12 protein-coding genes are annotated in these 11,661 nt (G+C 65.2%); 8 read left to right on the top strand and 4 right to left on the bottom strand.

Annotation, left to right across the window (positions count from 1 at the left end; all coding sequences use genetic code 11):
* Positions 1-2: 2 nt before the first annotated feature.
* From FHW83_RS26040 to FHW83_RS26025, 4 genes are all read right to left on the bottom strand, one after another.
* Positions 3-677, bottom strand: a complete 675-nt coding sequence (locus tag FHW83_RS26040) for a thiol:disulfide interchange protein DsbA/DsbL (RefSeq protein WP_176649278.1) — start codon at positions 675-677, stop codon at positions 3-5.
* 9 nt (positions 678-686) lie between these two features.
* Complete coding sequence (locus tag FHW83_RS26035; protein WP_176649277.1) at positions 687-1,397, bottom strand: SPOR domain-containing protein; 711 nt, start codon at positions 1,395-1,397, stop codon at positions 687-689.
* A gap of 21 nt (positions 1,398-1,418) precedes the next feature.
* Positions 1,419-3,128: an arginine--tRNA ligase gene (argS, locus tag FHW83_RS26030; protein ID WP_176649276.1), complete on the bottom strand. Its 1,710-nt coding sequence runs from the start codon at positions 3,126-3,128 to the stop codon at positions 1,419-1,421.
* A 71-nt stretch (positions 3,129-3,199) separates the two neighbouring features.
* Positions 3,200-3,460: a hypothetical protein gene (locus tag FHW83_RS26025; protein WP_176649275.1), complete on the bottom strand. Its 261-nt coding sequence runs from the start codon at positions 3,458-3,460 to the stop codon at positions 3,200-3,202.
* Between the two features lie 147 nt (positions 3,461-3,607).
* Here FHW83_RS26025 and rsmB point away from each other — a divergent pair, with 147 nt between their 5' ends.
* The 8 genes from rsmB to FHW83_RS25985 all read left to right on the top strand — a co-directional run bounded on the left by rsmB (position 3,608) and on the right by FHW83_RS25985 (position 11,620).
* The gene (gene rsmB / locus FHW83_RS26020) at positions 3,608-5,020 is read left to right on the top strand and encodes a 16S rRNA (cytosine(967)-C(5))-methyltransferase RsmB (RefSeq protein ID WP_176649274.1); all 1,413 of its coding nucleotides are present in this window, start codon (positions 3,608-3,610) and stop codon (positions 5,018-5,020) included.
* A 64-nt stretch (positions 5,021-5,084) separates the two neighbouring features.
* The gene (locus FHW83_RS26015) at positions 5,085-5,612 is read left to right on the top strand and encodes a DUF4390 domain-containing protein (protein WP_229224369.1); all 528 of its coding nucleotides are present in this window, start codon (positions 5,085-5,087) and stop codon (positions 5,610-5,612) included.
* Positions 5,613-7,904, top strand: a complete 2,292-nt coding sequence (locus tag FHW83_RS26010) for an ATP-binding protein (RefSeq protein WP_176649272.1) — start codon at positions 5,613-5,615, stop codon at positions 7,902-7,904.
* A gap of 60 nt (positions 7,905-7,964) precedes the next feature.
* Positions 7,965-8,678 carry a response regulator gene (locus FHW83_RS26005; RefSeq protein ID WP_176649271.1) on the top strand — a complete coding sequence of 238 codons (714 nt, stop codon included), beginning with the start codon at positions 7,965-7,967 and terminating at the stop codon, positions 8,676-8,678.
* Between the two features lie 16 nt (positions 8,679-8,694).
* Positions 8,695-9,114 (top strand): GTPase, encoded by a 420-nt coding sequence (locus FHW83_RS26000; RefSeq protein ID WP_176649270.1) that lies wholly within the window; start codon positions 8,695-8,697, stop codon positions 9,112-9,114.
* A gap of 100 nt (positions 9,115-9,214) precedes the next feature.
* On the top strand, positions 9,215-9,472 hold the full coding sequence (locus FHW83_RS25995) for a DUF3567 domain-containing protein (RefSeq protein ID WP_176649269.1): 258 nt from the start codon (positions 9,215-9,217) through the stop codon (positions 9,470-9,472).
* 47 nt (positions 9,473-9,519) lie between these two features.
* Positions 9,520-10,293: a class II glutamine amidotransferase gene (locus FHW83_RS25990; protein ID WP_176649268.1), complete on the top strand. Its 774-nt coding sequence runs from the start codon at positions 9,520-9,522 to the stop codon at positions 10,291-10,293.
* 46 nt (positions 10,294-10,339) lie between these two features.
* Positions 10,340-11,620, top strand: coding sequence for an EAL and HDOD domain-containing protein (locus FHW83_RS25985; protein ID WP_176649267.1), 1,281 nt, complete (start codon positions 10,340-10,342; stop codon positions 11,618-11,620).
* Positions 11,621-11,661: the final 41 nt, after the last annotated feature.

Below are 11,661 nucleotides of genomic sequence, written 5' to 3'. Positions count from 1 at the left end.
GCCTACTTCTTCTCTGCCTTGGCTTTGGCGACCAGCACGTCCAGCACTTGCGTCACTTCGCCGTGCAGGTCGGCCTCGGTCTTGGCGGCGTTGACGCCGGCATCGGCCATGGTCGGGGAGGTCAGGTACTTGCCGTCCACCGCCAGCATCGGCCACGAGTCGACGTTGTAGGCGTCCATCATGGCGGTCGATTTGCGCACGCGGCCGGCCACGCCGAAGCCGCGATAGGTGTCGATGAATTTCTGCTTGTCGATGCCCTGCTTGGCGATGAACTCAAACACCTGCTCGTCGCGGCGCAGCGGGTTGCGGTTGACGTGGATCTCCTTGAAGGCCTTGCTGTGCAGCTCCGGCGTCAGCACGCCCATGGCCTCCAGCGTGAAGAACATTTTTTCCTGCGGCAGATCGGTGCCGGCGCGCGAGATGTGCATGCGCTTGAAGACGATGTTGTCGCCCTGTTTTTTCACCCAGGCGTTGAGCGAGTCGTCGAAGGCGGCGCAGTGTGGGCAGGCGTAGTCGAAGAACTCGATGATCTCGACCTTCTTGCCGGTGTCCACCGGCTGCGGCGCGGCCAGGGTCTTGTATTCCACGCCGTTCTTCGGATCGGCCGGGGAGGCCACGGCGGTCAGCGCGGCGGCGCTCAGCACCAGTGCCGGCAAGGCGAATTTCAGGAAGCGCATCGTTACTCCTTATTTCTGGTTACGCACAACGGCAACGTCGATGCCGTTTTCGGACAGCTTGCTACGGACCTTGTTCATCGCTTCCACCTGGTTGTAAGGGCCGAGGCGCACGCGATGCAGCACGCCGGTGTCGGTCGAACGGTCCGAGATGTTGGCTTCGAAGCCCAGCAAGGCCAGCTTGGCGCGCGCGCTTTCGGCGTCGGCCACCTCGCGGAAGGCGCCGGCCTGCAGGTAGTAGATGAATTTGTCGTCGCCGGCGGCGGCATCGGCGGCCTTGGCTACCGGCTGCGGCGCCACGTTGGCGGCATTTGGCGTGGCGGCTGGCGCGGCCGGCTTGGCCGCCGCGGCCGGCGCGGTTGGCGTGCCCTGGATCTTGTCGACCATGGCCTGCAGCTGGTCGGCCGCGGGTTTGCTTGGCGCCGCCGGCGTGGCCGGCGCGGCGGCGGGCGCCGGCTGCTGGTCCTTGGCGAAGTCCTTGGCCGCTTCGCGTGCCGCGTCCTTGTTGCCGTACATCGGCTTGTTAGGATCGGCGATCTGTCCCGCAGTTGGTTCCGCCGCTTTGCTCGGGTGGCCCTTGTCCGTGAACGGCGTCGATCCCTTGGTGATCATCAGCGCCACCACGACCGCGATACTGAGGCCGATGACCAGGCCGATAACGATGCCGACGAAGGTGTTTCCCTGCTGTTGCGAACGTGGGGTAAAGCTGGAGCGGAAATTCATTGTGCGGGATGTCCTTCGCGATTACATTTTGTTGGGAGCCGAAACGCCGATCAGCGCCAGGCCGTTGCGCAGCACCTGGCGGGTGGCGACCATCAGCGCGATACGCGCGGCTTTCAGCGCCTCGTCGTCGACCAGCACGCGCTCGGCAAAGTAGAAGCTGTGCAGGTTGGCGGCCAGGTCGCGCAGGTAGAACGCGATCTGGTGCGGGCCCAGTTCCGCCTGGGCGCGCGCCAGCGCTTCCGGATAGGCGGCCAGGGTGGCGAGCAGCGCGGCTTCGGTTGGCGCGGTCAGCGGCGACAGATCCACATTCGCCAGCGACGCTTCGTCGCCGGTCCACTGTTCCAGCATGCGGCAGATGCGCGCGTGGGCGTACTGCACGTAGTAGACCGGATTCTCGTCCGAGGTTTTCAGCGCGACGTCGACGTCGAACACGAATTCGGTGTCGGCTTTACGCGAGATCAGGAAGAAGCGCACGGCGTCGCGGCCCTTGGTGATGTCGCCGCCGCCCGACCATTCGATCAGGTCGCGCACGGTGACGTAGGAGCCGGCGCGCTTGGAGATCTTGACCTCTTCGCCGCCCTTCATCACGGTGACCATCTTGTGCAGCACGTAGTCCGGGAAGCCTTGCGGGATGCCGACGTTGACGGCCTGCAGGCCGGCGCGCACACGGGCGATGGTGCCGTGGTGGTCGGAGCCCTGCACGTTGATGGCCTGGTGGAAGCCGCGCTGGAACTTGACGATGTGATAGGCCACGTCCGGCACGAAGTAGGTGTAGGTGCCGTCCTTCTTGCGCATCACGCGGTTCTTGTCGTCGCCGTAGTCCTCGGTGCGCAGCCACAGGGCGCCGTCTTCCTCGTAGGTCTTGCCGGACTTGTTCAGCATCTCGACGGCGGCGTCCACCTTGCCGTCCGAGTACAGCGACGATTCGAGGTAGTAGTTGTCGAACTTGACGCCGAAGGCCTGCAGGTCGATGTCCTGCTCGTTGCGCAGGTAGGTCACGGCGAAGGCGCGGATCGATTCGATGTCTTCCACGTCGCCCGAGGCGGTGGCCGGCGAGCCGTCGGACGCCGACACGGTCTTTTTGGCCTTGAAGTCGGCGGCGATGTCGGCGATGTAGTCGCCGTTGTAGGCCGATTCCGGCCATTCGGCGTCGCCCGGCTTGTAGCCGCGCAGGCGCGCCTGCACCGAGTTGGCCAGGGTCTGGATCTGGACGCCGGCGTCGTTGTAGTAGAACTCGCGGGTGACGTCGTAGCCTTGCGAGACGAACAGCGACGACAGCGCGTCGCCCAGCGCCGCCTGGCGGCCGTGGCCCACGTGCAGCGGGCCGGTCGGGTTGGCGGAGACGAATTCGATGATGACTTTCTTGCCCTTGCCGGCGTCGCCGGAACCGTAGGCGGCGCCTTGCGCCAGCACGGTCTTGACCACCGACTGCTTGGCGGCGGCGCTGACGCGCAGGTTGATGAAGCCCGGGCCGGCGATTTCGGCGGTGTCGATCAGGCCGTCGCGGGCCGGGTTGGCCAGCAGGGCGTCGACCAGTTTGGTGGCCAGTTCGCGCGGGTTCATTTTCAGCTGCTTGGCCAGCTGCATGGCGATGTTACAAGCCACATCGCCGTGTGACGGGTCGCGTGGTCGCTCCAGCACGACGTTGGCAACCACTTCGGTGCCGGCGAGGATGGGGGCGAGGGCGGCCTGGAACAGGGCGGTAATGTCTTGTTTTTGTTGGGCTAACATGCGCTTAAAAATTCATCAGATGGTGGAAACGGCGGGCGCACGGGCGCCGGCCAAACAGCGGCAATTATAGCTTAGTGGACAAACTTTGCCGCCGTGAACGCGATGGTGCCGACCACGGCGGAGAGGGTGACGGCGGTGCCGACGAACCACTTGATGAGGCGGGCCTCGAGCTTGGCGATGGCCTCGTGCGTTTTTGCGATGTCTTCCCGCGTCGCGTAATTGGATTTGATGACCGCGACGTCAGTTTCCACAAGGTGCAGCCGTTCACCGATGCCAGCCAGTTGGGCCTGGACGGGATCGGCAGTGGATCCGGATTTTATTTGAGTCGCCATATGCGGATACTACGCCTGAAAACGTGCCTATGTTTGTGTCAAATCAAGCGTAACGGATACAAGTGTTTACATATGTCGTAATCGCCTTGTCATAGGCTCTCCTGTATACTGCGCGATCACAGCCGTCACCCATTCCGGAATTAGCATATGAACAAGCGTCCAACGCTCACTTTGAAGTCGCCCGCCAAGCCCCAGCCGGCCGCGCCGAAATTGCGCGCCAGCCATGCGCGCGACCTGAAACCAGCGTTGCAGACCGGTTTCCAGACCCGCCTCAAGCCCGATTCGCTGGCCTTCAGCCTGATCGGCGCCGCCAGCGCCATCGCCCAGGTGAAAACCGGCACCAACCTGCCGCAGGCGCTGGCCCAGGTGTGGGCCAAGCAGCCGGACACCACGCCGCAGGCGCGCGGCGCCATGCAGGACATCGCCTACCGCGCCATGCGCCAGCTCGGCCAGAGCGAGGCGCTGGTGGCGCTGATGGCGCCCAAGGCCCCGGAACCGCTGGTGTCGGCCCTGCTGTCCTGCGCGCTGGCGCTGATGGCCGCGCCGGACGAGACGCCGCCGTACGAGGAATTCACCGTGGTCGACCAGACCGTCACCGCCGCCGACGCCCACCCGGACACCGCCCGCGCCAAGGGCATGGTCAACGCCGTGCTGCGCCGCTTCCTGCGCGAGCGCCAGGCGCTGCTGGACACGGCGCTGCTGCAACCGGTGGCGAAATGGAACTATCCGCAGTGGTGGATCGACGCCGTCAAGACCGCCTGGCCGCAGGACTGGCAGGGCGTGCTGGCGACCGGCAACACGGCGCCGCCGCTGACCCTGCGCATCAACGCCCGCCAGACCAGCATGGAACAGTACCTGGCCAGGCTGGCCGAGGCCGGCATGGCCGCGCGCCAGATCGGCCCCTACGCCGTGCGCCTGGACAAACCGGTCGGCGTGCAACTCATCCCTGGCTTTGGCGAGGGCCTGGTCTCGGTGCAGGATGCCGGCGCCCAGCTGGCCGCGCCGCTGCTGGACGTGCAAGACGGCATGCGCGTGCTGGACGCCTGCGCCGCGCCCGGCGGCAAGACCTGCCACATCCTGGAGCTGGCCGACGCCCAGGTCACCGCGCTGGACGCCGATCCCAAGCGCCTGGCGCGCGTGGGCGAGAACCTCGAGCGCCTGCGGCTCCAGGCCACGCTGAAGCCGGCCGATGCGCAAAATAAAGATTGGTGGGACGGCCGACCGTTCGACCGCATCCTGGCCGACGTGCCGTGCACCGCCTCCGGCATCGTGCGCCGCCACCCGGATATCCGCTGGCTGCGCCGCAAGGGCGACACGCTCCAACTTGCAACACTTTCCGGAAAAATCCTGGACAACCTTTGGCAGATGCTGGCACCGGGTGGTAAATTGCTATTCGTGACATGTTCCTTGTGGCCGCAGGAATCCGAGGCGCAGGCGGCCGCGTTTGCTGTACGCAACCAGGCTGTCCGACTGGATGCGCCCGGCCAATTGCTCCCCGCCGGCGGCTCCGGGCAGGATCACGATGGTTTGTTCTACGCGCTGTTTGAGAAAAATGCGTAACCTCTTGAGTACCGGCCCACACGTGACACGACGATTTTTTCGACTTCTGATCGGATCCCTGCTGATGCTGCTGGCATTGCTGCCGCTGGCGTCGCGCGCGTCCGAGGGCGTGGAAATCCGGCGTTCGCTGGTCGAGGCCACCGAGGACGGCTACCGCCTGTCCGCCACCTACGGCTTCGAGCTGAGCCGCGAGATGGAGGACGCGCTGCAATACGGCAAGACCCTGTACTTCTACACCGAGATCGAATTCACCCGCCCGCGCTGGTACTGGTTCGACGAGAAGGCCATCACCGCGCGCCAGACCATCAGCCTGTCCTACAACGTGCTGACGCGCCAGTACAACGTGGCCATCAGCGGCAATGTGCACCAGAGTTTCTCCTCGCTCGACGACGCCCTGTTCCTGATCCGCCGCCCCAACCGCTGGCTGGTGGCGCCGCGCGGCGCGCTCAAGGTGGGCGAGGTCTACAACGTCAAGCTGAGCATGGGGCTGGACCCCAACTACGTGCCCAAGCCGCTCAAGGTCAACGCCCTGAACAACAACGAGTGGCGCCTGGCGTCCGACAAGAAATCCTTCCAGTACAGGGCCGAGTAAGTGAAGACTGCCCTGCGGTATTTTTCGGTGGTGGGCGGCGGCATCGTCAGCATCCTGCTGTTCCTGCTGGCCTCGGCCTCCGATAATTCCGGCTTTTTCGACCGCTACTATGGCTGGCTGCTGGGCCTGAACGCGGCGGTGGCGGTGGCGCTGCTGCTGCTGGTGGTGGTGTCGCTGTTCCGCCTGTACGCGCGCTACAAGGCCGGCAAGTTCGGCTCCAAGCTGATGACGCGGCTGGTGCTGCTGTTCGCCGGCATCGGCGTGCTGCCGGGGCTGGTGATCTTCCTGGTCTCGGTGCAGTTCGTTTCCCATTCGATCGAATCGTGGTTCAACGTGCCGGTGGAGGCCGCGCTGGAGTCGGGCATCAACCTGTCGCGCGCCGGCCTCGACCGCGCCGTGGGCGAGCTGACCCAGACCGCCAGCCGCACCGTGCAGGAGCTGGCCGACCGCCCGTTCGGCACCGAGCGCGCCACCCTGGCGGCGCTGGTCAAGAACGAGCCGGGCATGCAGAACGCCATCATCGTCGACGCCGAGGGCGGGCTGGTGGTGAGCGCGCGCGCCAGCCGCAGCGGCAACCTCAGCGCCGACCTGCCGACCCGCGCCATGATGGCCAAGGTGAAGAAGGACGAGGTGTACGGCGCGCCCGAGGGCGGCAACGAGCTGCACAGCGACCTGGTCAACGCGCCGCTGCCTGCCGAGGCCGTCAACCAGCTGCGCCTGCGCGTGCTGATCGCCATTCCCGACCATGTGCAGCCCAATGGCACCCACCTGGCGCCGCGCTACCTGCAACTGCTGCAACTGGCGCCGGCCCAGCTGGCGGCCGACGGCGAAACCATCCGCGCCGCCTACGCCGACTACAAGGAACGCTTCGACGCCCGCGAGGGCCTGCGCAAGATGTACATCGTGACGCTGACGCTGACCCTGCTGCTGGCGGTGTTTGGCGCCATCGCCAGCGCCTTCCTGATCGCCAGCGACCTGGCCCAGCCGCTGCTGCTGCTGGCCGAGGGCACGCGCGCGGTGGCCGAGGGCGACCTGTCGCCGCGGCCCATCGTCGCCACCTCCGACGAGCTGGGCACGCTGACGCAGTCGTTCAACACCATGACGCGCCAGCTGTCGGACGCGCGCAGCGCGGTCGAGCGCAACCGCGCGGCGCTGCAGAACGCCAAGGCCCACCTGGAGTCGGTGCTGGCCAATATGTCGGCCGGGGTGATGGTGCTGGACCACGAGTTCCACCTGATCAGCTGCAACGACTCGGTCGAGCGCATCCTGCAGCAGGCCGGCGTCACCATGATCGGCCAGAAGCTCGATGAAATCGAGGGCCTGCAGGAGTTCGGCGGCGCCATCGTGGCCGCGTTCGCCGCGCAGAACGCCCAGTCGGCGGCCGGGCGCAACATCGCGCGCCTGCACTGGCAGCGCCAGATCGAGGTGCCGCGCGCGGCCGCCGGGGTGGAGGGCAACGACCTGACCCTGCTCACGCGCGGCTCGCGCCTGCCGGTCGAGGGCGGCAGCGGCTACCTGGTGGTGTTCGACGATATCTCCGACGTGATCTCGGCCCAGCGCTCGATCGCCTGGGGCGAGGTGGCGCGCCGCCTGGCGCACGAGATCAAGAATCCGCTGACGCCGATCCAGCTGTCGGCCGAGCGCCTGCAGATGAAGCTGGAGGACAAGCTGATGCCGGTCGACGCCGCGCTGCTCAACAAGGGCACCGCCACCATCGTCAACCAGGTGGCGGCCATGAAGCGCATGGTGGACGACTTCCGCGACTACGCCAAGACGCCGCCGGCGGTGCTCGAGCCGCTCGACCTGAACGCGCTGGTGGACGAGATCCTGCACCTGTACATCAGCGGCGAGGGCAACGATATCATCCACCCGGCGCTGGCGCCCGGCCTGCCGCTGATCATGGGCGATCCGACCCAGCTGCGGCAGGTGATCCACAACCTGCTGCAGAACGCCCAGGACGCCATGGCCGAGCTGCCGGACGGCGCACCGCAAGCACGGATTGACGTGATCACCGAAGCCATTCATTATCAGGGCGCGGACGGCGGACAGCGCGTGGCGGTGCGGCTGGCGATCTCGGACAACGGCCCCGGCTTCGCGCCGAAGATCCTGGCCAAGGCGTTTGAACCGTACGTGACATCGAAGGCGCGCGGCACCGGCCTCGGGCTGGCGATGGTGAAAAAAATTATCGAGGAACATGGCGGACGGATCGATATCCAGAACCATGTCGATAGAAGTGGCGCGTCAGTGTTGATTTTGCTGTTAAAGTTAGCACCGGCGTCGCAAAATAGCTGAAGTGCTATGAACTACAAAAATCATTGCCGTCGATAGACGGCGAAATGAGGACAAGGGAAGATGGCAAACATTCTGGTTGTTGACGATGAAATGGGTATCCGCGAGTTGCTCTCGGAAATCTTGAGCGACGAGGGACACGCAATACAACTGGCGGAAAACGCCCAGCAGGCCCGCGAAGCGCGGGCCCAGGGCGCGCCGGACCTGGTGCTGCTCGATATCTGGATGCCCGATACCGACGGCGTCACGCTGCTCAAGGAATGGCAGCGCGACGGCTTGCTGACCATGCCGGTGATCATGATGTCGGGCCACGCGACCATCGACACGGCGGTGGAGGCCACGCGCATCGGCGCGCTGAACTTCCTGGAAAAACCGATTGCCCTGCAGAAGCTGCTGAAGGCGGTGCAGGCCGGCCTGACGCGGGCGCAGGAGACCGTGCGCGCGCCGGCGCTGGCGCAGCGCCCGGTGGTGGTGGCGCAGCCGGAGGAATCGGCGGCGAGCGGGTTCGTGCAGCCGACCGCCTCGGCGGCGATCGCCGTGCGCGGCGGCGCCACCGTGGCCGGCGCCGACAACCACATGTTCAACCTGTCGTTCGACCTGCCGCTGCGCGAGGCGCGCGACGCCTTCGAGCGCATGTATTTCGAGCACCACCTGGGGCGCGAGGGCGGCAGCATGACGCGCGTGGCCGAGAAGACCGGCCTCGAGCGTACCCACCTGTACCGCAAGCTCAAGCAGCTGGGCGTGGAGCCGGGCAAACTGGCAAAGAAGGGCGCCTGAGTTAGTGATTGCTAGCGTGGCCAGTCCAGTCGACCCCGGCGCCGCCCATCACCGGCCGCCGGTGCCAACCTGGCTGGTCACCGGCTCCCGCGCCGGCGCGCGCGAGGCGGCCATCGCGGCCCACCTGCCAAAAGAGGGGGCCAGCGTCATCATTCTGGAGGGTTTGTCGGACGGCGGTTCGACGTTATCCTTTGATCCTGCGGATGGTCCTTTCCCTTACGAAATTGTGCCGCAAGTGTTGCGTATCGCACCAGGCTGCCTGCATTGCAGCGGTAATCTGATTTTGCGAGTAACATTGAACCGTGTGCTGCGCCGTCCCCCCGCGCGGCTCTACCTCAGCCTGGCCTCCGCCGAGCATCTGGAACAGCTGCGTTCCTGGTTGTCCGAGGCGCCCTACGCGGCCTTGCTGGATTTGCAAGACGACATCGCGGCCTAACCCCAGCCCGCTGATTGGCCTTGAAATGGCCCGTTTTTGACCCTATTTAAGGGTTGAAGGCGGAAACGCAGGTGTTTCGCCCCTTGTGAAAGGATGCAAAATGAACCTCATCTACAACAGCGAGCAATACAGTGTTGTTGAATTCGGCGCGGACCGGAACCTGGAGGCCTTGCGCTTCGGAGGGTATGAAATCGTCGACAAAGGCGGCAAGCGCGAAATCTTCATCGCCGGCGTGCTGGCGCAGAGTTTCCGTCGCGACGTCAATGAGTTGATCGCCAACGAACCGACCATGGCGGAGATCGATGAATTCCTGGGCAGCTACGACGTGCTGATGAGCCAGCCCGTGCTGCTGCATTAATCGCATAAAAAGGGCCTGCCGGCACATGGCGTGGTTATAATCACGCCATGTGCCAACTACTAGGAATGAACTGCAATGTCCCGACCGACATTGTGTTCAGCTTTACCGGCTTCGCCATGCGCGGCGGCCACACCGATACCCACCACGACGGCTGGGGCATCGCCTTTTTCGAGGGCGCCGGCGTGCGCCACTTCGTCGACCACCAGGCGGCCATCGCCTCACCGATCGCCGAGCTGATCAAGCGTTACCCGATCAAATCCACCAACGTCATCGCCCACATCCGCAAGGCCACGCAGGGCCAGGTGGCGCTGGAGAATTGCCACCCCTTCGTGCGCGAGCTGTGGGGGCAGTACTGGGTGTTCGCCCACAATGGCGACCTCAAGGAATTCGCGCCCATGCTGAACGGCGCCTTCCGCCCGGTCGGCACCACCGACAGCGAACGGGCGTTCTGCTACATCCTGCAGCAGCTGCGCGCCCGTTTCGGCGAGACGCGCCCGCCGCTGGCGCAACTGCGCTCGGTGCTGAGCTCGCTGGTGCACGAGATCGCCACCCACGGCACCTTCAACATGCTGCTGTCCTCGGGCGGCGAGCTGTTCGCCCACTGCTCGACCAATCTGTTCTACCTGGTGCGCCAGCATCCGTTCGACACCGCCAAGCTGTCCGACGAGGACGTCAGCGTGGATTTCGCCCAGGTCACCACGCCCAACGACCGCGTGGCCATCATCGTCACCCAGCCGCTGACCACCAACGAGCGCTGGACCGCCTTCCTGCCCGGCGAACTCAAGCTGTTTATCGACGGGGTGCCGCAAGCGCCAGATTGATTTAATTTTGCAAGACACAGCCGTCCATTGCTGTCAAAATAGGCAAATGATCGATCTAACTCTACATGACACCGGTCCGCTCAGCTTGCGCGTGCGCGAGTTCTACCTGGGCCGCCAGCCCATCCTGGACCGCACCCAGGCCTTGTTCGGCTACGAGTTGCTATTCCGCAACGCGCCGGTCGGGCCGGCGCATGTCACCAACGATTTGACCGCCACGGCGGCCGTGATCGCCCATGCGTCCCAGCTTGGCATGGAGAAAACCATCGGCGACGCGATGGGTTTCGTCAATGTGGACGCCAGCGTCATCATGAGCGACATCTTCCCCTTCCTGCCGCGCGAGAAGGTGGTGCTGGAGATCATCAACAGCATGCCGGCCACGCCGGCGGTGCTGGCGCGCATCCGCGAGCTGGTGGGCCATGGCTTCAGCTTCGCGCTGGACGACGTCACCGGCGAGAATCCGGACGTGCTGGCGCTGCTGCCGCTGGTCGATTACGTCAAGATGGACATGCGCAATATCCCGCTGTCGTCGCTGAGCAAGCTGGCGCCGCGTTTCCGTCAGGACAAGAAGAAGCTGGTGGCGGAAAAGGTCGAAACGCGCGAGGAATTCAAGAATTGCCTGGACCTGGGCTTCGACTACTTCCAGGGCTATTACTTCTCCAAGCCGGTCATCATGAGCGGCAAGAAGCTGTCGCCGTCGCAGCTGGCGGTGATGGAGCTGATGACGCTGGTCACCTCGGATGCCGACAACCAGGAAATCGAACGCGCCATCAAGCGCGACGTGTCGCTGGCGCTCAACCTGCTGCGCCTGGTGAACACGCCGGCGGTGGGCGCGCGCCAGCGCATCGATTCGCTGAGCCAGGCCGTGACCATCCTCGGCCGCCGTCAATTGCAGCGCTGGCTGCAAATCATGCTGTACGCCGAGCCGAGCAAGCGCGGCCACAGCATGACCCCGCTGCTGATGCTGGCCACCACCCGCGGCCGCCTGCTGGAGCTGCTGGCCGGCAAGCTGCGGCCGAGCCAGCGCGAGTCGGCCGATATCGCGTTCACGGTCGGCATCATGTCGCTGATGGACACGCTGTTCGGCATTTCCATGGCGGAGATCCTGGAGCAGATCCCGGTCAGCGACGAGGTGCGCGGCGCGCTGCTGCACCGGGCCGGCTTCTTTGGCGACCTGCTCAAGCTGGTCGAATGCATCGAGCGCATCGAGGAGATGGACAGCCACATCGTGCCCACCCTGCGCGACCTCGCCATGTCCACCGATGAGCTGGTGGAGCTGGAGATGGCCGCGTTTGAATGGAGCGACAACGTGGTGCGCTACGCGCTCTGACGACCCATCGTCATTCCGGCGCAGGCCGGAATCCATGGAAC

The organism is Duganella sp. SG902, assembly GCF_013376005.1.
Lineage (GTDB): Bacteria > Pseudomonadota > Gammaproteobacteria > Burkholderiales > Burkholderiaceae_D > Rugamonas.
Note: the sequence above shows the minus strand (reverse complement) of the source record. Positions and strands in the feature narration are given on the sequence as shown.

Bases quoted from the DNA above. Each gene is read 5' to 3' on its own strand.
- FHW83_RS26040 (WP_176649278.1), bottom strand. From the start codon at position 677: ATGCGCTTCCTGAAATTCGCCTTGCCGGCACTGGTGCTGAGCGCCGCC.
- FHW83_RS26035 (WP_176649277.1), bottom strand. From the start codon at position 1,397: ATGAATTTCCGCTCCAGCTTTACCCCACGTTCGCAACAGCAGGGAAAC.
- argS (WP_176649276.1), bottom strand. From the start codon at position 3,128: ATGTTAGCCCAACAAAAACAAGACATTACCGCCCTGTTCCAGGCCGCC.
- FHW83_RS26025 (WP_176649275.1), bottom strand. From the start codon at position 3,460: ATGGCGACTCAAATAAAATCCGGATCCACTGCCGATCCCGTCCAGGCC.
- rsmB (WP_176649274.1), top strand. From the start codon at position 3,608: ATGAACAAGCGTCCAACGCTCACTTTGAAGTCGCCCGCCAAGCCCCAG.
- FHW83_RS26015 (WP_229224369.1), top strand. From the start codon at position 5,085: ATGCTGCTGGCATTGCTGCCGCTGGCGTCGCGCGCGTCCGAGGGCGTG.
- FHW83_RS26005 (WP_176649271.1), top strand. From the start codon at position 7,965: ATGGCAAACATTCTGGTTGTTGACGATGAAATGGGTATCCGCGAGTTG.
- FHW83_RS25995 (WP_176649269.1), top strand. From the start codon at position 9,215: ATGAACCTCATCTACAACAGCGAGCAATACAGTGTTGTTGAATTCGGC.
- FHW83_RS25990 (WP_176649268.1), top strand. From the start codon at position 9,520: ATGTGCCAACTACTAGGAATGAACTGCAATGTCCCGACCGACATTGTG.
- FHW83_RS25985 (WP_176649267.1), top strand. From the start codon at position 10,340: ATGATCGATCTAACTCTACATGACACCGGTCCGCTCAGCTTGCGCGTG.